This window comes from Streptomyces sp. NPDC040432 (assembly GCF_055595445.1).
The window spans coordinates 40,190-60,635 of record NZ_JBVIVP010000017.1 but is presented as its reverse complement, the minus strand read 5'-3'; the positions used below and the strand labels follow the sequence as shown (position 1 = coordinate 60,635).

Annotated in this window: 12 protein-coding genes; 3 read left to right on the top strand and 9 right to left on the bottom strand. The window is 72.5% G+C overall.

The features are described from left to right. Positions 1-21: 21 nt before the first annotated feature. From ftsH to nsdA, 6 genes are all read right to left on the bottom strand, one after another. Positions 22-1,959 carry an ATP-dependent zinc metalloprotease FtsH gene (gene ftsH, locus ACZ58N_RS28215; RefSeq protein WP_471165282.1) on the bottom strand — a complete coding sequence of 646 codons (1,938 nt, stop codon included), beginning with the start codon at positions 1,957-1,959 and terminating at the stop codon, positions 22-24. A gap of 165 nt (positions 1,960-2,124) precedes the next feature. Next, complete coding sequence (gene ffh, locus ACZ58N_RS28210) at positions 2,125-3,699, bottom strand: signal recognition particle protein (protein WP_471165279.1); 1,575 nt, start codon at positions 3,697-3,699, stop codon at positions 2,125-2,127. 227 nt (positions 3,700-3,926) lie between these two features. Beyond that, positions 3,927-6,368 (bottom strand): [protein-PII] uridylyltransferase, encoded by a 2,442-nt coding sequence (locus ACZ58N_RS28205; RefSeq protein ID WP_471165277.1) that lies wholly within the window; start codon positions 6,366-6,368, stop codon positions 3,927-3,929. Between the two features lie 17 nt (positions 6,369-6,385). Further along, entirely contained in the window at positions 6,386-6,724 is a 339-nt protein-coding gene (locus ACZ58N_RS28200; RefSeq protein WP_362875886.1) for a P-II family nitrogen regulator, read from the bottom strand. Then, the gene (locus ACZ58N_RS28195; RefSeq protein ID WP_471165274.1) at positions 6,721-8,064 is read right to left on the bottom strand and encodes an ammonium transporter; all 1,344 of its coding nucleotides are present in this window, start codon (positions 8,062-8,064) and stop codon (positions 6,721-6,723) included. Before ACZ58N_RS28195 ends, ACZ58N_RS28200 begins: the two co-directional genes overlap by 4 nt. A gap of 305 nt (positions 8,065-8,369) precedes the next feature. After that, positions 8,370-9,854 carry a transcriptional repressor NsdA gene (nsdA, locus tag ACZ58N_RS28190; RefSeq protein WP_471165272.1) on the bottom strand — a complete coding sequence of 495 codons (1,485 nt, stop codon included), beginning with the start codon at positions 9,852-9,854 and terminating at the stop codon, positions 8,370-8,372. 406 nt (positions 9,855-10,260) lie between these two features. Here nsdA and ACZ58N_RS28185 point away from each other — a divergent pair, with 406 nt between their 5' ends. Continuing rightward, positions 10,261-10,929 carry a bifunctional DNA primase/polymerase gene (locus ACZ58N_RS28185; RefSeq protein ID WP_471165269.1) on the top strand — a complete coding sequence of 223 codons (669 nt, stop codon included), beginning with the start codon at positions 10,261-10,263 and terminating at the stop codon, positions 10,927-10,929. A gap of 87 nt (positions 10,930-11,016) precedes the next feature. On the opposite strand, the gene ftsY is transcribed toward ACZ58N_RS28185, so the two are convergent. Beyond that, on the bottom strand, positions 11,017-12,240 hold the full coding sequence (gene ftsY / locus ACZ58N_RS28180; RefSeq protein ID WP_471165267.1) for a signal recognition particle-docking protein FtsY: 1,224 nt from the start codon (positions 12,238-12,240) through the stop codon (positions 11,017-11,019). Between the two features lie 157 nt (positions 12,241-12,397). On the opposite strand from ftsY, the gene ACZ58N_RS28175 reads away from it, so the two are divergent. Both ACZ58N_RS28175 and ACZ58N_RS28170 read left to right on the top strand, forming a co-directional pair. Then, on the top strand, positions 12,398-13,870 hold the full coding sequence (locus ACZ58N_RS28175) for a cytosine permease (RefSeq protein ID WP_471165264.1): 1,473 nt from the start codon (positions 12,398-12,400) through the stop codon (positions 13,868-13,870). Between the two features lie 59 nt (positions 13,871-13,929). After that, positions 13,930-14,916 carry an LLM class flavin-dependent oxidoreductase gene (locus tag ACZ58N_RS28170; RefSeq protein WP_471165261.1) on the top strand — a complete coding sequence of 329 codons (987 nt, stop codon included), beginning with the start codon at positions 13,930-13,932 and terminating at the stop codon, positions 14,914-14,916. Between the two features lie 45 nt (positions 14,917-14,961). Here the strand turns inward: ACZ58N_RS28170 and ACZ58N_RS28165 are convergent, their stop codons facing one another. Both ACZ58N_RS28165 and ACZ58N_RS28160 read right to left on the bottom strand, forming a co-directional pair. Then, the gene (locus tag ACZ58N_RS28165; protein ID WP_471165258.1) at positions 14,962-16,392 is read right to left on the bottom strand and encodes a sugar porter family MFS transporter; all 1,431 of its coding nucleotides are present in this window, start codon (positions 16,390-16,392) and stop codon (positions 14,962-14,964) included. Positions 16,393-16,587: 195 nt separating this feature from the next. After that, positions 16,588-20,340: an AAA family ATPase gene (locus tag ACZ58N_RS28160; RefSeq protein WP_471165256.1), complete on the bottom strand. Its 3,753-nt coding sequence runs from the start codon at positions 20,338-20,340 to the stop codon at positions 16,588-16,590. Positions 20,341-20,446: the final 106 nt, after the last annotated feature.

Genomic DNA, 20,446 nt, shown 5'->3' with positions numbered 1-20,446 from the left:
GCGGGCGGCGACCGGATCCGGTCAGTCCCCCGGGTCGTGGTCCTTGGTGAGCCTCGGGATGCCGGCGGCCGCGTACGCCGCCGCCTCGTCGAGGGTTTCGGCGGCCAGCAGGGCCCGCGCGAGGTCGTCGAGCTGTGGTCGGTGCTCGCGCAGCAGCCGGCAGGCGTCCTCGTAGCACTCGTCGACGATCCGCCGCATCTCGTGGTCGACCGCGTCGAGGGTGGCGGGGGCGGCGGCGAGTCCGTAGGGGCTCTGGCCGTCGGAGGGGATGGCGGTGAGCCGGCCGACGCGCTCGCTCATGCCCCAGCGGCCGGCCATGCCGCGGGCGATGTTGGTGACCTGTTCGAGGTCGCTCTCCGAGCCCGTGGTGATGACGTCGTAGACGACGTGTTCGGCCGCCATGCCGCCGAGGGCGCCGATGATCCGGCCGCGCAGGTACTCCTCGGTGTAGGCGTACCGGTCCGCGTCCGGGGTGGAGAGCGTGACGCCGAGCGCGCGGCCGCGCGGGACGATGGTGATCTTGCGGACGGGGTCGGCGCCGGGCTGGAGCATGCCCAGGAGGGCGTGCCCGCTCTCGTGGTAGGCCGTGCGGCGGCGCTCCTCCTCCGGCATGACCAGGGAGCGCTCGGCGCCCAGTTGGACCTTCTCCAGCGCGTCGGAGAGGTCGGCCGCGGTCACCGCGTCCCGGCCGCGCTTGACGGCGAGCAGCGCGCCCTCGTTGGCGAGGTTGGCCAGTTCGGCGCCGGTCATGCCCGGGGTGCTGCGGGCCACCCGGTCGAGGTCCACGTCCGGGGCGAGCGGGATGTCCCGGGTGTGGATGCGCAGGATGGCCTCGCGGCCCGGGCGGTCGGGCGGGGAGACGACCACGGTCCGGTCGAAGCGGCCGGGGCGGGTCAACGCGGGGTCGAGGACGTCGGCCCGGTTGGTGGCGGCGATGACGACGACGCCCTCCGAGCCGGAGAACCCGTCCATCTCGGTGAGGATCTGGTTCAGGGTCTGTTCGCGTTCGTCGTGGCCGCCCATGCCCGCGCCCGCGCCCCGGGCCCGGCCGATGGTGTCGATCTCGTCGATGAAGATGATCGCGGGAGCCACCTTGCGGGCCTCGGCGAAGAGTTCGCGGACCCGGGACGCGCCGACACCGACGATCATCTCGATGAACTCGGAGGCGGAGGCGGAGAAGAAGGGCACCCCGGCCTCGCCGGCGACGGCCCGGGCCAGCAGGGTCTTTCCGGTTCCGGGCGGGCCGGAGAGCAGGACGCCGCCGGGCATCCGGGCTCCCATCCTCCGGTACTGCCCGGGGTTCTTGAGGAAGTCGACGACGTCGTTGAGTTCGCCCTCGACCTCGTCGATCCCGGCCACGTCCGCGAAGGTGGTGCGCTGCGCGCCCTCCAGTTCCACCGGTTTGGGCGGGGCCTTGCGGCCCAGGCCGCCCGCACCGCCCATCGCGGCGCCCATCCGGCGGGCGACGAGCACCCACAGCAGGACCAGTAGGAGCATCGGGGCGAGCGAGAGCAGCAGGTTGGCGAGGAAGCTGCGCTGGACGACGACCGGTGAGGCGGTCACGGTCACGTTCTGCTTGGTGAGGTCGGCCCACAGGGCGTCGTCGGCGAAGGCGGGGCGCTGCGTGACGAACTTGGTGTAGTCGCCCTTGTCCCCGTCGGGCAGGGGCTGTTTCGCCTTGAGTTCGCCCTGGATGGCGTCGCCCTTGGAGTAGATCTTCGAGACGTTGCCGTTGGTGACCTGCTTGCTGAACTCCGTGTAGGAGATGACCGGTTCGTCGCCCTCGTTGAAGAACGACAGGACGAGGTTGGTGATGAGGTAGACGATCAGAGCGGCGAGGATCAGTCCGCGCCAGCCGCCGGGCATCTTCTTGCGGGGCGGCGGGGTGGGCGGGGCGCCCTCGGAGCGCCAGGGCGTATCGGCCCGGTCGCGCGGCGGTACGGGGGTGGGGCTGGGCACGGGGCCTCCTTATGCCGTCCTCCCGGCCGACGATAAGGGACAAACGTGATCATCGCCCCCGCAGGTCGCGGGCGGGGAACCCGGGGGAACGGGGGAGGGCCCCGGCCGGGCGACCTCGTCGGTCTCCTCCGGCCGGGGCCCTCCCCGACGTGCGTGGCGTGCGCCCTACTTCATGAACTTCTTGAACTCGTCCGGCAGGTCGAAGTCCTGACCGGCCTGGCCGCCGCCCGCGGGGAGACCGAACGGGTTGCCGGCCGCGGCCGGCTCGTCCGCCTGGGGACCCTGCTCGCGCCGGGCCGCGGCGGCGGCCTCCTCTTCCTTGCGCTTCATCGGGTTGCCGCTCTTGCGCTTGCCCTTGGCCTGCTTGACCTGCTTCTTCTGCCGACCGGGGCCGCCCCCCATGCCCGGGATGCCGGGCATGCCGGGCATCCCGCCGCCCTGGGCCATGCGGGACATCATCTTGCGGGCCTCGAAGAAGCGCTCGACGAGGCTCTTGACGGCGCTGACCTCGACGCCGGAGCCCTTGGCGATGCGGGCGCGGCGGGAGCCGTTGATGATGTGCGGGTCGTGGCGCTCGGCCGGGGTCATCGACTTGATGATCGCGGCCGTGCGGTCGACGTCGCGCTCGTCGATGTTGTTGATCTGGTCCTTGATCTGCCCCATGCCCGGCAGCATGCCGAGGAGCTTGGAGATGGAGCCCATCTTGCGGACCTGCTCCATCTGGGCCAGGAAGTCGTCGAGCGTGAACTCCTTGGGGCCTTTGGCGAGCTTGGCCGCCATCTTCTCGGCCTCGGCCTGCGAGAAGGTCTTCTCGGCCTGCTCGATGAGGGTGAGCATGTCACCCATGTCGAGGATCCGTCCGGCCATGCGGTCCGGGTGGAAGGCGTCGAACTCGTCGAGCTTCTCGCCGTTCGAGGCGAACATGATCTGCTTGCCGGTGACGTGCGCGATGGAGAGCGCGGCGCCACCGCGGGCGTCACCGTCGAGCTTGGAGAGCACCACGCCGTCGAAGCCGACGCCGTCGCGGAAGGCCTCGGCGGTGTTGACCGCGTCCTGTCCGATCATGGCGTCGACGACGAAGAGGATCTCGTCGGGGCTGACGGCGTCGCGGATGTCCGCGGCCTGCTGCATCAGTTCCTGGTCGATGCCGAGGCGGCCGGCGGTGTCGACGATCACGATGTCGAACTGCTTGGTGCGCGCGTACTCGACGGAGTCCTTCGCGACCTGGACCGGGTCGCCGACGCCGTTGCCCGGCTGGGGCGCGTAGACCGCGACGCCCGCGCGCTCGGCGACGACGGAGAGCTGGTTGACGGCGTTGGGGCGCTGGAGGTCGCACGCCACGAGGAGCGGGGAGTGCCCCTGCCCCTTCAGCCAGAGGCCGAGCTTTCCGGCGAGGGTGGTCTTACCGGCACCCTGGAGGCCCGCGAGCATGATCACGGTGGGCGCGGTCTTGGCGAACCGCAGTCGGCGGGTCTCACCACCGAGGATGCTCACCAGCTCGTCGTTGACGATCTTCAGGACCTGCTGGCCGGGGTTCAGCGCCTTGCTGACCTCCTCGCCACGGGCCCTTTCCTTGACGTTCGCGATGAAGGAGCGGACCACGGGGAGCGCGACGTCGGCCTCAAGGAGGGCGATACGGATTTCCCGCGCCGCAGCGTCGATGTCCTGCTCGGAGAGGCGGCCTTTGCCCCGGAGGGACTTGAAGGTCGCGCTGAGGCGGTCGGAAAGCGTATCGAACACGGTGGTCGCGATTCCTCGGGTCGGGGGCGTGGTGGTCGTCCCCCAGGGTATCGGGCCGCGCCGCCTGCCCGGCCCTGCGGGCGCCATTGCCTTTTCCGCTCCCCGTCCCGCCCCTTTCCTCCCCCGTCCCGTCCCGTTCACCGTCCGGGGAGCACGGCTGGCGACGACGGACTACGTACGGGGGCGGGCGGCGGGGGCGGGCGGCGGGGGCCCGCGGCGCGGGCGGCCTACGTCAGCGCGGTCTGCACCGACGCGGCCAGGACGGCGGCGTCGGCCCCGGCCAGGGGCTTGCCGTCGGCGTCGACGACGTAGACGGTGTCCACGGCGTTGGCGCCCAGGGTGGAGACGTGCGCGCTGCGCACCCGGACCCCGGCCGTCTCCAGGGCCCGGCCGATGCGGTGCAGCAGCCCGACCGCGTCGGGAGCCCGCACCTCCAGGACGGTGGCCAGCGAGGAGACGTCCGGCACGGCCCTGACCCGCGGCGGCGGCGGTACGACGCCCCGCCGACGCGGGTAGGCCGCCTCGCGGTCCGCGAGCTTCGACGGGACGTCGAGCGAGCCGTCCAGCGCCCGCATCAGGTCGGTCCGCAGCCGGGCCGCCTGGGGCAGCGCCCCGTACTCGGCGGCCACCCGCCAGCGCAGCACCAGGACCTCGCCGGGCAGGTCCGGAAGCTCCATCGAGCGGAGGTCCGCCGCCCGGACCGTCAGCCGGTGCAGCGCCAGGACCCCGGCGGCGGCCGGGAGCACACCGGGCTGGTCGGGAACGGCGAGGACCAGTTCCACCCCGACGGCTTCGTCCTCCTCCTCACGGGCGCGCAGCGCCAGCACGGGTTCCCCCGTGCGCAGCGCCTCCACCGCCAGGCGCTCCTGTTCGGTGCTCGGGATCTCCGGCTCGCCGGCGGCGGGCGGTGCGCCGCGCAGGACGGCGGCGACCCGCTCCACGAGGTCGGCCACGAGGGAGGCCCGCCAGGTGCTCCAGGCCGCGGGGCCCGTCGCGAGGGCGTCGGCCTCGGTCAGCGCGTGCAGGATCTCCAGCGTGCCGGGCGATCCCAGGGCCCGGGCGACGGAGCGGACGGTGGCCGGGTCGTCCAGGTCGCGCCGGGTCGCGGTGTCGATGAGCAGCAGGTGGTGGCGTACGAGGACGGCCAGCACGGCGGCGTCCTCGGCGTCGAAGCCCACCCGGACGGCCATGTCCCGGGCGATGGTCTCGCCGGCCACCGAGTGGTCCCCCGGCCAGCCCTTGCCGATGTCGTGCAGCAGGGCGGCCATGAGCAGCAGGTCGGGGCGGCCGACCCGGCGGGTCAGGGCCGAGGCCCGTACCGCCGTCTCGATGAGGTGCCGGTCCACCGTCCAGGTGTGCACCGGGTTGCGCTGCGGCCTGCACCGCACCCGTTCCCAGTCGGGGAGCAGTCGGGTGATCAGCCCCTCCGCCTCCAGCGCCTCCCACACCCCGATGGTCGGCTCGCCCGCGCCCAGCAGGGTCACGAGCTGTTCCCGCGCCTCGGCCGGCCAGGGCACCGGCAGCGGTTTGGCCTGGGCCGCGAGGCGGCGTACGGCGTGCAGGGAGACGGGCAGTCCGGCCTGCGCCGCCGCCGCCCCGAACCGCAGGGGCAGTACGGGGTCGCGGTCGGGTCGCGCGGCCAGGGCCAGTACGGCTTCCCCGTCGGACTCGACGACGCCTTCGGCCAGGGGTGCGCGCTCGACTGCCGGGACCCCCCGTGTCCCCAGCAGTCCGCGCAGGCGCGGCCGGGCGGCCCGGGCCCGGAGGACCCGTCCGACCTCGCGCCAGGTGACGTCGCCCGCGTAGGAGATGACCCGTGCGGCCTCGTACACCTCGCGGAGCAGGGCGTCGGAGTCCATCAGGCCGAGCCGGGCGGCGACCTGTTCCTGTTCCTGGAGGGCGAGCCGGTCGGTCGCCCGGCCCGTCACCAGGTGCAGGGCGTCCCGCGCGTCCAGCAGCCGGCGCCTGGCCTCGGCCAGTCCCCCGCGCGGGGCGTCGGCCAGCCAGGACGCGGCCACGGCCCGCAGCGCCGTGGCGTCGCGCAGCCCACCGCGGGCCTCCTTGAGGTCGGGTTCCAGCAGGAAGCGCAGCTCCCCCGCCCGGTCGGCCCGGTCGCGGCACAGGGCGTGCAACTGCGGGAGCCGTTGGGTGGCCTGGTTGCGCCAGTCGGCGAGCACCGAGGTGCGCAGGCCGGCGAGCAGTCCGGCGTCCCCGGCGACGGGCCGGGCGTCGAGCAGTCCGAGGTGCACCTTGAGGTCCTCGGCGGCGGTCCTGCGGGCCTCCCCCGGGGTGCGCACCGAGTGGTCCAGGGCCAGGCCGAGGTCCCACACGGGGTACCAGAGCCGGTCGGCGAGCGCGGCGAGCGCCCGTGGTCGCGCCTTGCCGTCGTGGAGCAGCAGCAGGTCGAGGTCGCTGCGCGGGGACAGTTCCCCCCGGCCGTAGCCGCCGACGGCGACGAGGGACGCGCCGCGTACTCCGGTCTCGCGCGCGGCGGTGGCGAACAGGGAGGTCAGCCATCCGTCCGTCAGTGCGGACAGGGCGGAACGCCGGGACGGCCCGGACCGCGACTCCTCCTGGAGGAGTCGCAGCCGGGCCGCGGCGTAGCCGCTGGGCCCCGCGTCGCGCGGATCGTTGTCCGGACCGGTCGTGGTCGGTTCGACGCTCGTCACCCGGGGGCTCCTGTCAGCTAGAGCGCGTCGGCGCCGCGCTCGCCGGTGCGGACCCGGACCACCGAGTCCACGGGGACGCTCCACACCTTGCCGTCGCCGATCTTGCCGGTGCTGGCGACGCGCACGATGAGGTCGATCAGTTCCTCGGCGTCGGTGTCCTCGACGAGGACCTCGACGCGGATCTTGGGTACGAGGTCCACGGTGTACTCGGCGCCCCGGTAGACCTCGGTGTGACCGCGCTGGCGTCCGTACCCGCTGGCCTCGGAGACGGTGAGTCCCTGGACCCCGAACGCCTGGAGGGCTTCCTTGATCTCGTCCAGCTTGTACGGCTTGACGATCGCGGTGATCAGCTTCATGCGTCTACCTTCTTGCTCGCTGCGGCGGTGGCGGGTGCGGGGGCGGTGCGCGTGGCCGCTCCGCCGCCGGCTCCGCTGAAGTCGTAGGCGGTCTCGGCGTGCTCGACCTGGTCGATTCCGGAGACCTCGACGTCCTCGTCGACCCGCATCCCCATCGTCCTGTCGAGGAGGAGGGCGAGGAGCGCCGATGCGACGAGAGAGTAGGCGAGGACGGCGAGGACGCCGACGGCCTGCTTGCCGAGTTGTTCGAGGCCGCCGCCGTAGAAGAGGCCCGCCGCGTCGGACTGGACCCCGCCCGTGGCGAAGAGGCCGACGAGGAGGGAGCCCGCGATGCCGCCGACGAGGTGGACGCCGACCACGTCGAGGGAGTCGTCGTAGCCGAACTTGTACTTGAGGCCGACGGCCATGGCGCACAGGACACCGGCGATGGCACCGACGGCGATCGCGCCGAGCGGGCTGACGGATCCACCGGCGGGGGTGATGGCGACGAGGCCGGCGACCGCGCCGGAGGCGGCGCCGAGGGTGGTGAACGAGCCGTGGCGGAGCTTCTCGTAGGCGAGCCAGGCGAGCATGGCGGCGGCGGTGGCGACCTGGGTGTTGACGAACATGACGGCGCCGACGCCGTCGTCGTTGCCGAGCCAGGATCCGGCGTTGAAGCCGAACCAGCCGAACCACAGCAGGCCGGCGCCGAGCATCACGAGGGGGAGGCTGTGCGGGCGCATCGGGTCCTTCTTGAAGCCGACGCGCTTGCCGATGACCAGGATGACGCCGAGGGCGGCCGCGCCCGCGTTGATGTGGACGGCGGTACCGCCCGCGAAGTCGATGACGCCGAGCTCGAAGAGCCAGCCGCCCGCGCCCCACACCCAGTGGGCGACGGGGAAGTAGACGACGGTGACCCACAGGACGGTGAACAGCACCCAGGCGCTGAACTTGACGCGGTCGGCGAGGGCGCCGCTGATGAGGGCCGGGGTGATGACGGCGAACATCAGCTGGAAGACGGCGAAGACGTACACGGGGATGGTGTAGCCGTCCCAGAGCTCGGTGATCCCGATGCCGCTGAGGCCCACGTAGTCGGAGTTCCACCCGATGAGGGAGCCGTGGTCGGTGCCGAAGGCGAGGCTGAAGCCGTAGAGGACCCAGAGGATCGTGACGATCCCGAGGCTGATGAAGCTCATCATCAGCATGTTGAGGCTGCTCTTGACGCGGACCATGCCTCCGTAGAAGAAGGCGAGTCCCGGGGTCATCAGCATGACCAGGGCGGAGCAGATGAGCATGAACCCGGTGTTCGCGGCAGACAGCGTCGGGGCGTCTGCCGCGAGGGTCGTGATGGCTGATGCCATCGGCGTCTCCTCGTCGTCGGTACGTTCGCGTGCGGGCGAGCGTGAAAACCTGAGCGGCGTTAAGGGGTCCGGTCGGTGGGGGCCGGCCGGTTATTGGCCCTGAGATTCGCGCAGGCCGGTTTCCGGCGACGCCGCTGGGTGTTTCGCCCCGATGACGAAGAGGTCGGGCGTGTTACGCGTCCATGAACGGATCATGGTGGGGGTCCGGCCGCGGCGGTGACCCGGGAGACCTGGCTGGGGGAGCCTGATCGGGCTTCACGGGGTGACTGCCGCGGCCGGGGCCTTGGGGGCGGCCGCGAGGGCCGTCAGACGGCCTCGGCCGCTTCGGGGAGGCGGGAGGCGAGGAGGTCGGTCAGGCGGACCACCTCGGCGACGTCGCCGTACTCACGGGCGGCGGTGTCCACGGTCTTGCGCAGCCGGGTGTTCACCCGTTCGGAGCGCACCTTTCGCGCCACGTCGAGGGCTTGGTCGACGAGGACCGTGGCCTGCTCCGGCTCGCGCTGGAGCAGGTGGACGGTGGCCATGCCGATGAGGTTCAGGGCGTACGAGCGCTGGTGCACGTCGTCCTTGGCGAACATGTCGACGGCGCGTTCCATGATGGGTTCGGCGAGGGAGGCGTAGGTGGGGCTGCGGCCGGCGACGTAGGCCAGGTCGCGGTACGAGTGCGAGTTCTCGCCGTTGAGTTCGGCCTCGGAGAAGAAACCGATCCAGTCGGGTTCGGGCTCCCCGCCGAAACCGACGTCGGAGAAGGTGTCCTCGGCCATCCGGACGGCGCGCTTGCAGCGGCTGGGCTGGCCCATGTTGGCGTAGGCGCGGGCCTCCATCGCATACAGCATGGCCTGGGTGCGGGGGCCGGCGCAGTCGCGGCTGCCGTACTGCGCGAGGTGGATGAGTTCCAGCGCGTCCTCGGGCCGGCCGAGGTGGATCATCTGGCGGCTCATGCTGGACAGGATGTACGAGCCGAGCGGCTTGTCCCCGCCCTCCTTGGCGGCGTGCAGCGCGAGGACGAAGTACTTCTGGGCGGTGGGGTGCAGGCCGATGTCGTAGCTCATCCAGCCGGCGAGTTCGGCGAGTTCGGCGGCCACCTTGAACAGCCGCTTCATGACCGGGGCGGGGTGGTTCTCCTGGAGGAGGTCGGTGACCTCGTGCAGTTGGCCCACGACGGCCTTGCGACGCAGTCCGCCGCCGCACTGGGCGTCCCACTGGCGGAACATGACGGTGGTGGCTTCGAGGAGGTCGAGTTCCGGTTCGGAGAGCCGGGGCGGGCGGTGGCCGGTCTGCGGGCCGGCGAGGTCGCGTGATCCGGGGTCCGCCGCGGGGACGGGGACGAGCCAGCGCTGCATGGGCTCGATGAGGGCGGGGCCGGCGGACAGCGCGAGCGAGGTGCCGAGGAACCCTCGGCGGGCCAGCATCAGGTCGCTGCGGGAGAACTCGCTGAGCAGCTCCACGGTCTGCGGTCCGGCCCAGGGCAGGTCGACCCCGGAGACGGACGGCGTCTGGTGGGCGGTGCGCAGGCCGAGTTGCTCGATGGCGACGACGGACCCGAAGCGTTCGGAGAACAGCTCGGAGAGGATGCGCGGCACGGGTTCGCGGGGTTGTTCCCCGTCGAGCCAGCGGCGGACCCGCGAGGTGTCCGTGCTGATGTGGTGGGCGCCCATCTGACGGGCCCGGCGGTTGACCTGGCGGGCGAGTTCGCCCTTGGACCAGCCGCTGCGGACGAACCACGACGTCAGCTGGACATTGCGGTCGGCGGATTCGTCGACCGTCCCGCTCGCGCCGTTGCCGCTCACTGGAACGCCCCCATCCGCATCGCTTCTCCACACGGAACCCTGGCCGTGGCGGACCGAACCGTCGGGGACCTTCACAGGTCCTCCACGGATTGCCTCCGGCATACCCATCATCGGGTACGCGCCCGGGTTCGTGCACCGAAAGTAATCCTACGATCACCCCTGCCGCGAGGTCGATTCCAGAAACGCCACCATTCGCCACCCCTTCGAATGAACTCGCCACCGGCCAGGCGCGATTCACTTGACACGGAGGCGGAACGGAACGGTTGGTCGGGAGTGCGCACGGGGCGCGCGCGGCGAGGAGTGCGCCGGGCGGGCCCGACCGGAGGACGCGACGCACCCGACCGCCCACAGGTCCCGCCGACGTCGTAACCACCGGCGCGTCCGACCCGTTGGAGGGGGCATGGGCATGGGCTTCACGATCGGCGGCAGCCGCGGCACCAAGGAGTTCCGTACCGGCGCCCGGCGCCGCGGCCGGACCTCGGAGTGCACGACGGTGGCGGAGTACACGGGGCTGTGGGGCTGGGACGTGAGGCCCGGCGCCAGGGCCGCCGGTCCCTCACGCGATTGCTCCTGCGGTCATACGAACTGCGGTGCGCCGGGGGCGCATCCGCTGGACTTCGCTCCCACCGTCCCCGCGGGCGCCACCCTCGACGAGGTCACCGAGGTCTGGGGCGAGTACCCGGGCGCGGCGATCATGCTCCCGGTCGGCCGCGCCTTCGACGTCATCGAGGTGTCCGCGGAAGCGGGCCGTCGGGCCCTGGTCCGGCTGGAGCGGATGGGCCTGCCGCTGGGACCGGTGACGACCACCCCGGACGGCCGCGCGCAGTTCTTCGTGGCCCCCGGCGCCGCCGCCGAGCTGCCGCAGCTGCTGTACCGGATGGGCTGGGACGACGCCGATCTCGACCTGCGCGCCCTGGGCCCCGGTGCCTTCCTGACGGCCCCGCCCTCCGACCGCGCGGGCCTCGGCCCGGCCGACTGGCTGCGCAGGCCCGCCCTGGACTGCGCGGGCGGCCCGCCGCAGGCCCGGCTGCTGCTGGGCACCCTGGCCTACATCTGCCACCGCTTCCGGCGCTGACGCCCCCGCGAGCGACGGTGCCCCCGGTCCGATCGGACCGGGGGCACCGGGGTGCGGAGCCGCGCCCTCGTGCGCTTCCGGGCGGTTTCAGTCGCCGATCAGGGCGTCGACGAACGCCTCCGGCTCGAAGGGGGCCAGGTCGTCCGGGCCCTCACCGAGGCCGATGAGCTTGACCGGGACGCCGAGCGCGCGCTGTACGGCGACGACGATGCCGCCCTTGGCGGTGCCGTCGAGCTTGGTGAGGACGATGCCGGTGATGTCCACGACCTCGGCGAAGACGCGGGCCTGCGTGAGGCCGTTCTGTCCGGTGGTGGCGTCGAGGACGAGCAGGATCTCGTCCAGCGGGCCGTGCTTCTCCACGACGCGCTTGACCTTGCCGAGCTCGTCCATGAGGCCGGTCTTGGTGTGGAGCCGGCCGGCGGTGTCGATGAGCACCACGTCGGCGCCCTCGGCGATGCCCTCCTTGACCGCGTCGTAGGCGATCGACGCCGGGTCGCCGCCCTCGGGACCGCGCACGGTGCGCGCCCCGACCCGCTCGCCCCAGGTCTGGAGCTGGTCGGCGGCGGCCGCGCGGAAGGTGTCGGCGGCGCCGAGGACCACGCTGCGGCCGTCGGCGACGAGGACGCGGGCGAGCTTGCCGGTGGTGGTGGTCTTGCCGGTTCCGTTGACGCCGACGACCATCACGACGGCCGGGGTGTCGACGCCGCTCTCGGTCTTCACGGAGCGGTCGAAGTCGGTGCCGACCAGGGCGACCAGCTCTTCCTTGAGCAGGGCGCGCAGCTCGGCGGGGGTGCGGGTGCCGAGGACCTTGACGCGCTCGCGGAGCCGTTCGACCAGCTCCTGGGTCGGCGCGACGCCCACGTCGGCGATGAGGAGGGTCTCCTCGATCTCCTCCCAGGTGTCCTCGTCGAGGTGCTCGCGCGAGAGCAGCGTGAGCAGGCCCTTGCCGAGGGAGTTCTGTGAACGGGCGAGCCGCGCCCGCAGTCGGACCAGGCGGCCGGCGGTGGGCTCGGGCACCTCGATCTCGGGCGCGGCGGGGGCTTCGACGACCGGATCCTCGACCGCGACCGGGGAGGCGAGGGCCGCCTCGGCGTCGGGAAGGGTGACCTCCTCGATCGTGCGGCGCGACTCTTCCGCCGTCGGTGCGGCGTCCTCCCCCACCTGCGGTTCGGCGGGCGGGGCAGTGATGGTCGGCGTGCTCGGCGGCGCCGTGGGGGGCAGCTGCTTCTTCTTGCGGCTGCTGACCACGAGCCCGCTGATCGCGCCGACCGCGACCAGGGCGATGACTACAGCAAGGATCAGGATTTCCATAACAGAGTCAGTATGCGCGACCACGTCCGCGGCGGTCCGTCGGTCCCGCCGGGGCGTTTCAGGCCGTTCCCCGGGAGCACTAAGACTCTATTTGGGCTTTTAGCGAGGAATCTATGATGATGGTCGACTCCCCCTCCCTGCCCCCACGGAGTAGCGCATGCCTGCCGAGACCGCCGACGGCGCGATAGCCGCCCCGGCCGAGACCGCCGTCGAGACCCGAGGCCTGGAGCCCGTGCCCGACGGCGAGCGCACCGGCCGGGTCCGCGAGCTCGTCCCCACCTGGGTCGCCGCGAACATCAGTGTGCTGCTGCTCACCATGGGCGCGGGTCTGGTGATCCTGAACGGGCTGAACATCTGGCAGGTGCTGGTCGTGGCGATCGCCGCGCCCGTGATCTCGTACGGGCTCGTCGGGCTGATCTCCATCGCCGGCAAGCGCGGCGGGGCGCCCGGCATGGCCCTGTCACGGGCCGTCTTCGGGCAGCGCGGGAACCTGTTCCCGGGCGCCCTGATCTGGGTGGCCCGGTGGGGCTGGGAGACGATCAACGCGGTCAGCGGGGCCTACGCCGTCCTGACCGTCCTGGACCTGCTCTTCGGGATCCGGACCAACACCGCGCTCATCGTGCTCACCCTGCTCCTGTTCGTGGGCTGCACCTTCGTGGTCTCGGGGCTCGGCATCAACGCGCTGCGCGTCTGCTCCACCTGGTCGACGTACCTGTTCGGCGGCTTCAGCGTGCTCGTCCTCGGCTACCTGCTGTTCACGACCGACTGGTCGGCCGTCTTCGACAAGCCGGCCGGCTCCACGGCGATGATGATCGCGGGCATCGGCACCATCGCGGCGGGCGGCATCAGCTGGGTGCCCTCCGGCCCGGACTTCACCCGGTACCTGCCCCGCACCGCTTCCTCGCGGGGCATGGTCGGCGCGACGATCGGCGGCGCGGGCGTCGTGGTGCTGCCGATGGTCCTGATGGGCGCCGTGATGGCCGTCGGGACGCCGGACCTGGCCACCGCCCAGGACCCGGTCTCCTTCATCGGCGAGCTGCTGCCGATCTGGCTGGCGGTCCCGTACCTGCTCATCGCGCTGATCGGCATGCTGCTGATCAACTCGATGTCCATGTACTCGGCCGGCTTCACCGCGCAGACGCTCGGCATCAAGGTCCCGCGCGCCTGGGCCGTGAGCGTCAACGCCGTCATCAGCCTGGTCTTCGGCTTCCTGCTGATGGTCGTGGCCACGAGCTTCTTCGGCTCGTTCATCTCGTTCCTGACGCTGCTGGCCGTGGCCTTCTCCGCCTGGATCGGCGTGTTCGGCGTGGACATGCTCCGTCGCCGGACGTACGACGGCGCCGCGCTGCTGGACACCAGCCCCACCAGCGCCTACTGGTACCGCGGCGGGTTCGCCTGGCAGGCCATGACGGCCTGGGCCCTGGCCCTGGTGACGGGCCTGCTGTTCACCAAGGTGGACTGGTTCAGCGGGCCGCTGGCCTCCACCTGGATCGGGCAGAACGGCCTCGGCTGGGTGACCGGCATCGTCACCTCCGGCGTGCTGTACGCCGTCCTGCCGCGCACGGCACCGGTCGCGCCCGCGGCCGGCTCCCCGGAGGACCGCGCGCCCGCGCGGACCCTGTCCAACTGACGCTGCGTCAGCTAACGTCCCCCTTCGCCCACCCACCTCAGGCGAAGGGGGACTCCTCCATGCCCATCACCGTGGCCCGGTTCAATCTGGTCGACCCGAACGGCACCCCCGAGACCCTCTCCGCCCGCTACCGGGCGGCGCTGGAGATGGCCGTCTACGCGGACCAGCAGGGCATCGACACCCTCCAGACCGAGGAGCACCACGGCACCGCGAACAACTGGATGCCCTCGCCCTTCACCTTCGCCGGCGCGGTCCTCGGCGCCACCCGCCGGCTCACGGTGACCGTCTCCGCGATCATCGGCCCGCTGCACGACCCCCTGAAGGTCGCCGAGGACATCGCCGTCCTGGACCTGCTCGGCGGGGGACGTCTCGTCACCGTCGCGGGGATCGGCTACCGGCCCGAGGAGTACGAGCAGCACGGCGTGGAGTGGGGTCGGCGCGGCAAGCTCCAGGACGAGCTGTTGGAGACCCTGCTGAAGGCGTGGACCGGCGAGCCGTTCACCTTCCGCGGCAGGACCGTACGGGTCACCCCGCGCCCCCTCAGCCAACCGCACCCGCTGCTCCTGGTCGGCGGCAGCTCGCAGGCGGCGGCCCGTCGCGCGGCCCGCCTGGGGCTGCCCTTCTTCCCCAGCGCGCACCTGCCGGAGCTGGAGGCGTACTACCTGGCGCGGCTCGCGGAGTACGGCACGGAGGGGTTCTGCATGATGCCCGCGGCGGTGACCCCGCTGCTGCACATCGCGGAGGACCCGGACCGGGCGTGGGCCGAGTACGGCGGGCACTTCCTGCACGAGGCAGCGACGTACGCCTCCTGGCAGTCCAAGGACATCCGCAGCGCGGTGCGCTCGGGCGCGCGCACGGTCGAGGAGCTCCGCGCGGAGGGGGTCTACCGGATCCTGAGCCCGGAGCAGGCGGTGGACTTCGCCCGGGAGGCGGGCGAGGCGGGGAACCTGGTGCTGCACCCGCTGTGCGGGGGGATGCCGCTGGAGGAGGGCCGGCGCAGCCTCCAGCTGCTGTGCGAACGGGTACTGCCCCGGCTCAAGGACTGAGCCGGGGCAGCGCCGGAGGAGGAGAGGGGGTGGTGGCGGGGATGATTACCCCATCTCCTCCAACGCCTTGCCCTTGGTCTCCGGCACCCATTTGAGGATGAAGGGGACCGAGAGCACGGCGAAGATCGCGTACATGACGTAGGCGCCGGACAGGTTCCAGTCCGACAGGGTCGGGAACGACACCGTGATGGCCCAGTTGGCGATCCACTGCGCGGCGGCCGCCACGCCGAGGGCCGCGGCGCGGATCCGCCCGGGGAACATCTCGCCGAGCAGCACCCAGACCACCACGCCCCAGGACAGGGCGAAGAAGAGGACGAAGCAGTTGGCGGCGATGAGGGCGACGAGGCCCTGGGTGTGCGGCAGGGCGATCTCGCTACCGGTGGTGTCCTTGTAGGAGAAGGCCCAGGCGGCGAGCGCGAGGGAGATCGCCATGCCGACGGAACCGATGAGGGCCAGCGGCTTGCGGCCGATCCGGTCGACGAACAGCATCGCGATCACCGTACCGATGATGTTCACGACGGAGGTCTCGAAGGAGTACAGGAACGACGAGCTGGGGTCGATGCCGACCGACTGCCACAGCGAGGAGCTGTAGTAGAAGATCACGTTGATGCCGACGAGCTGCTGGAACACGGAGAGGCCGATGCCGATCCAGACGATCGGCAGGAAACCGAAGCGGCCTCCGAGCAGGTCCTTGAACGTCGACTTCTGCTCCGAATGGATGGCGTTGTCGATCTCGCGCACCCGGGCGTCCGCGTCGATGCCGTCGCCCTCGACCTCGCGCAGGACCGTCTTGGCCTTCTCCATCCTGCCGACGGAGACGAGGAAGCGCGGGGATTCGGGGATCGCGAACGACAGCAGGCCGTAGAGCACGGCCGGGACGACCATCACGCCGAGCATCCACTGCCAGGCTTCCAGGCCGCCGAGCTCGCCGCGCTGGTCACCGTCGGCGAGGTTGAGGATGCCCCAGTTGACCAGCTGCGAGACGGCGATGCCGATGACGATGGCTGCCTGCTGGAACGAGGCGAGCCGGCCGCGATAGGCGGGCGGGGACACCTCGGCGATGTAGGCGGGACCGATCACCGAGGCCATGCCGATGCCGAAGCCGCCGACGATGCGCCACATGGCCAGGTCCCAGAGGGCGAACGGCAGGGCGGAGCCGATGGCGCTCGCGGTGAAGAGGACCGCCGCGATCTGCATGCAGCGGATTCGTCCGATCCGGTCGGCGATACGGCCGGCCGTGGCCGCGCCGAGGGCGCAGCCGATGAGTGCGGCGGCGATCACCTGGGCGAGGGCGGCGGACCCGACGTCGAAACGGTCGCGGATCGCCTCCACGGCTCCGTTGATGACGGAACTGTCGTAGCCGAAGAGGAATCCGCCCATGGCCGCGGCCGCGGTGATGAAGATGACGTGCCCGAGGTGCTCGGGCTGCGGCGAGCCGCCGCCCGGCGCGGGTGCCTTCGCTGTGCTGCTGGTCAAGGTGCGCTCCGTGGGGGTTTTGTCCGTTCTCCTAGTGGCGCACAGGTCAAGATCGGGCACCACCCGAAGTCGGGGGACAGCGGAGCGAGCCTATGTGTTCATTTCCTGAAGTCAAGAGGTCATGTGAAGGTCTCGTTAACTGAGGGAATCGCCACTTGCATTAATTTCTTGAAGATCCAAGGTGCGTGACCGGCATCAACGCAACCGCTGGCTGATCACCTTGGACACGCCGTCGCCCTGCATCGACACCCCGTAGAGGGCGTCCGCGACCTCCATCGTCCGCTTCTGGTGCGTGATGACGATCAGCTGGGAACTCTCCTGGAGTTCCACCATGATGCGGATCAGCCGCTGGAGGTTGGTGTCGTCCAGGGCCGCCTCCACCTCGTCCATCACGTAGAACGGACTGGGGCGCGCCTTGAAGATGGAGACCAGCAACGCCACGGCCGTCAGCGACCGCTCGCCGCCGGACAGCAGCGACAGCCGCTTGACCTTCTTGCCGGGCGGCCGGGCCTCCACGTCCACCCCGGTGGTCAGCATGTTGCCCGGGTCGGTGAGGATCAGGCGGCCCTCGCCACCGGGGAACAACCGGGAGAACACTCCCTCGAACTCCCGGGCGGTGTCGTGATACGCCTCCGTGAAGACCTGCTCGACCCGCTGGTCGACCTCCTTCACGACTTGAAGGAGGTCGGTCCGGGTCTTGCGCAGATCCTCCAGCTGCTCGCTGAGGAACCGGTGCCGCTCCTCCAGCGCCGCGAACTCCTCCAGCGCCAGCGGGTTGATCTTGCCGAGCTGCTGGTAGGCCCGCTCCGCCGCACGGAGCCGCTTCTCCTGTTCGGCCCGTACGAAGGGCCCGGACGGCCGGCTCGGGTCCGGCTGGTCCGCGTCCCCGGCGACGGGGCCACCCGCGTCCCCCTCGCCCCCGACGGGCGGGGAGGGCGGGACGGGCTGGTCGGGACCGTACTCCGCCACCAGGGCGACCGGGTCCACGCCCAGCTCCTCCAGGGCCCGCGTCTCCAACTGCTCGATCCGCAGCCGCTTCTCCGCGCCGAGCACCTCGCCCCGGTGGACGGAGTCGGTCAGCTTGTCCAGTTCGCCCTTCAGGTCACGGCCCCGGCCGCGGGCCTCCCCGAGCTCCCGCTCCCGCGACGCCCTGGCCCGTTCCGCGGCCGCGCGCTCCTGTTCCGCCCGCCCGACCGACACCTCCAGGTGCGCCAGCAGTTGTCGCGCCCCGTCGGCCACCGCCCGGGCCACCTCGGCCTCGTGGCGCAGTCGCGCGCGCCGCCGCTCCGCCCGCGCCCGGGCCTCGCGTTCCGCCCTGGCCCCCCGGTCGAGGGCCTCCGCCCGCCCGGCCAGGCCCTTGACCCGCTCCTCGTGCGTCCGCAGCTGGAGCCGGGCCTCCATCTCCGTCTGCCGGGCGTTCGCCCCGTCGGCCGCGAGCCGGTCCCGCGCCGAGCTGTCGGGTTCCTCCTCGGCGGGCATCTCCTGCGCCACCGCGAGCCGCTCCGCGCACTCCTCGACGTCGATGCGTGCCCGTTCCAGCGACTCCTGCGCCGTCGACGCCGCCAGGGCGCTGCGCTCGGCCTCGCCCGAGGCCCCCTTCGCCTGCCCGGCCAGCCGCCCGAGCTGCTGCGCCACCCCGGCCCGGGCCTGCTCCCCCGCCCGTCGCGCCTCGGCCAGCTCGTCCACCCGGGCGGCGGACGCGGTGCGGCGCTCCCGGGCGCCGTCCTGCGCCGCGGCCAGTTCGCGGCACCGCTCCTCCAGCCGGTCCAGCTCCGCCGCCGCCTCGTCGACGGCGGCCTGCACCTCGATCAGGCTCGGCGCCCCCGCCGAACCGCCGTGCGCGGCGTGGGCCCCGATCACGTCGCCCTCCGCGGTCACCGCCACCAGGTGCGGGTGCTCCGTCACGACCGCTTCGGCCTCGTCCAGGCCGATGACCACCACGTGGTCCCGCAGCACCCAGGCCACGGCCCGCCGCACCTCGGCGTCCCCGCCCACCAGGGTCGCGGCCTCCCGCCACGCCGGCGCCAGCACGCCGACGGCCGTCCGGACAGCGGCTCCGACCCCCTCGGGCCCCGTCTGCGCGGCGGCGCCGCGGTCCCGGCCGTCCGCCGGGTGCGGAACCCCGACGGGCACGGGTCGGGGGCCGCCCGGCCCGGAGACGCTCGCCGCCGTCCCCGGGCCGCCGCCGGCGGGTTCGACGACGCTCCCGACCGCATCGGCGTCGGGGCGGCCCGACGCCGGGGCGATCAGGAAGGCGGCCCGCCCCGCGTCCGTGTCGCGGAGGTGACGGATGGCCCGCGCCGCCGACCCCGGGGAGTCCACCGCCACCGCGTCGGCCGCGGCCCCGAGCGCCGCGGCCACCGCGACCTCGTACCCCGGCGTCACCGTCAGGCGCTCCGCCGCCGGTCCGAGCAGCCCGGCCAGCGTCTCGCGCGCCGCGAGCAGCGCCCCCGTTCCGTCCTTGCGCCGCAGCCCCAGGGCCAGGGCGTCCCGGCGGGCGGAGACCGCCGCGCGGGAGCGTTCCGCGGCGGTCAGTGCCTCCCGGGCGGAGCCGAGGGCCGCCTCCGCCTCGACCAGTTCGGCCCGGGCGGCCTCGTACTCCCCCTCCGCCTCGGGGTCCTCCAGCCCTCCGACCTCCTCGGCCAGGGCCTCGTACTCCTCCCGGGCCGCCACGGCCCGGGCCTGCGCGCCGTCCCGGGCCGCCACCAGCCGGTCGATCTCCGCCTCGGCGGCGCCGGCCCGGGAGCGGGCCGCGCCCAGGCGCCCGGTCAGTCGGGCCAGTTCCTCGCGCCGGTCGGCGATGGCCCGCGCCGCGTCCCGCAGTCGGCGTTCCTCCGCGGCGAGCGCCCGTTCCAGCTCGGCCCGGTGCGCGGACGTGTCCTCCAGCGCCCGTTCGGCGGCCTCCAGGGCGGCCGTCAGCTCCGCCTCCTGTTCACGGATCCGCTCGGCCTCCTTCTCCATGTCCTGCGGGTCCCGCCCGCGCCGTTCCTCCTCCACGGGGGCCGTCGCGCTCCTGATCCGGGCGTCGGCCAGCGAGGCGGTGCCGCGAACCCGCTCGGCGAGCTGCGCCAGCTCGTGCCAGGTCTGCTCGGCGCGCCGGAGCCGGGGCGAGAGCTCCCGTACGGCCGCCTCCAGTTCCGCCTCCCTGCGCAGGGCGCCGGCGAGGTCCCGTTCGGCGGACTCCTTGCGCTCCTTGAGCGCCGCCTCGTCCGCGATCTCCGCGTCGAGCGCGCCCCGCAGCGTCACCAGGTCGTCGGCGAGCAGCCGCAGTCGCGCGTCGCGCAGGTCCGCCTGGATCACGGCGGCCCGGCGGGCCACGGCGGCCTGGCGTCCGAGCGGCTTGAGCCGGCGCCGCAGTTCGTCGGTGAGGTCCTGCACCCGCGCGAGGTTGGCCTGCATCGCGTCGAGCTTGCGCAGCGCCTTCTCCTTGCGCTTGCGGTGCTTCAGTACGCCCGCGGCCTCCTCGATGAAGGCGCGGCGGCCCATGGGGTCGGCGTGGAGCACGGAGTCCAGCTGTCCCTGGCCGACGATGACGTGCATCTCGCGGCCGATGCCGGAGTCGGAGAGCAGTTCCTGGATGTCGAGGAGCCGGCAGGTGTCCCCGTTGATCTGGTACTCGCTGCTGCCGCCGCGGAACATGATCCGCGTGATGGTGACCTCGGCGTACTCGATCGGCAGGGCGCCGTCGGAGTTGTCGATGGTCAGGGACACCTCGGCGCGGCCGAGCGGCGGGCGCCCGGTGGTCCCGGCGAAGATGACGTCCTCCATCTTGCCGCCGCGCAGGGATTTGGCTCCCTGTTCCCCCATGACCCATGACAGCGCGTCCACGACGTTCGACTTGCCGGACCCGTTCGGGCCGACGACGCAGGTGATCCCCGGTTCGAAGCGCAGGGTGGTCGCGGAGGCAAAGGATTTGAAACCGCGGAGGGTCAGGGACTTGAGGTGCACGCCGCCGGACTCTACCTTTCGCGTCCGGTTTCACCCATGAAGGTGCAGGGCAGATCGGACGCCGAGGGAATCAGCCCCCCGCCCGGCCCAATGCGGATCCGGCGAC

Excerpts from the sequence above, each read along its gene's own strand:
- ftsY (WP_471165267.1), bottom strand. The coding sequence starts at position 12,240 with ATGGAAATCCTGATCCTTGCTGTAGTCATCGCCCTGGTCGCGGTCGGC.
- ACZ58N_RS28175 (WP_471165264.1), top strand. The coding sequence starts at position 12,398 with ATGCCTGCCGAGACCGCCGACGGCGCGATAGCCGCCCCGGCCGAGACC.
- ACZ58N_RS28195 (WP_471165274.1), bottom strand. The coding sequence starts at position 8,064 with ATGGCATCAGCCATCACGACCCTCGCGGCAGACGCCCCGACGCTGTCT.
- ACZ58N_RS28185 (WP_471165269.1), top strand. The coding sequence starts at position 10,261 with ATGGGCTTCACGATCGGCGGCAGCCGCGGCACCAAGGAGTTCCGTACC.
- ACZ58N_RS28170 (WP_471165261.1), top strand. The coding sequence starts at position 13,930 with ATGCCCATCACCGTGGCCCGGTTCAATCTGGTCGACCCGAACGGCACC.
- ACZ58N_RS28200 (WP_362875886.1), bottom strand. The coding sequence starts at position 6,724 with ATGAAGCTGATCACCGCGATCGTCAAGCCGTACAAGCTGGACGAGATC.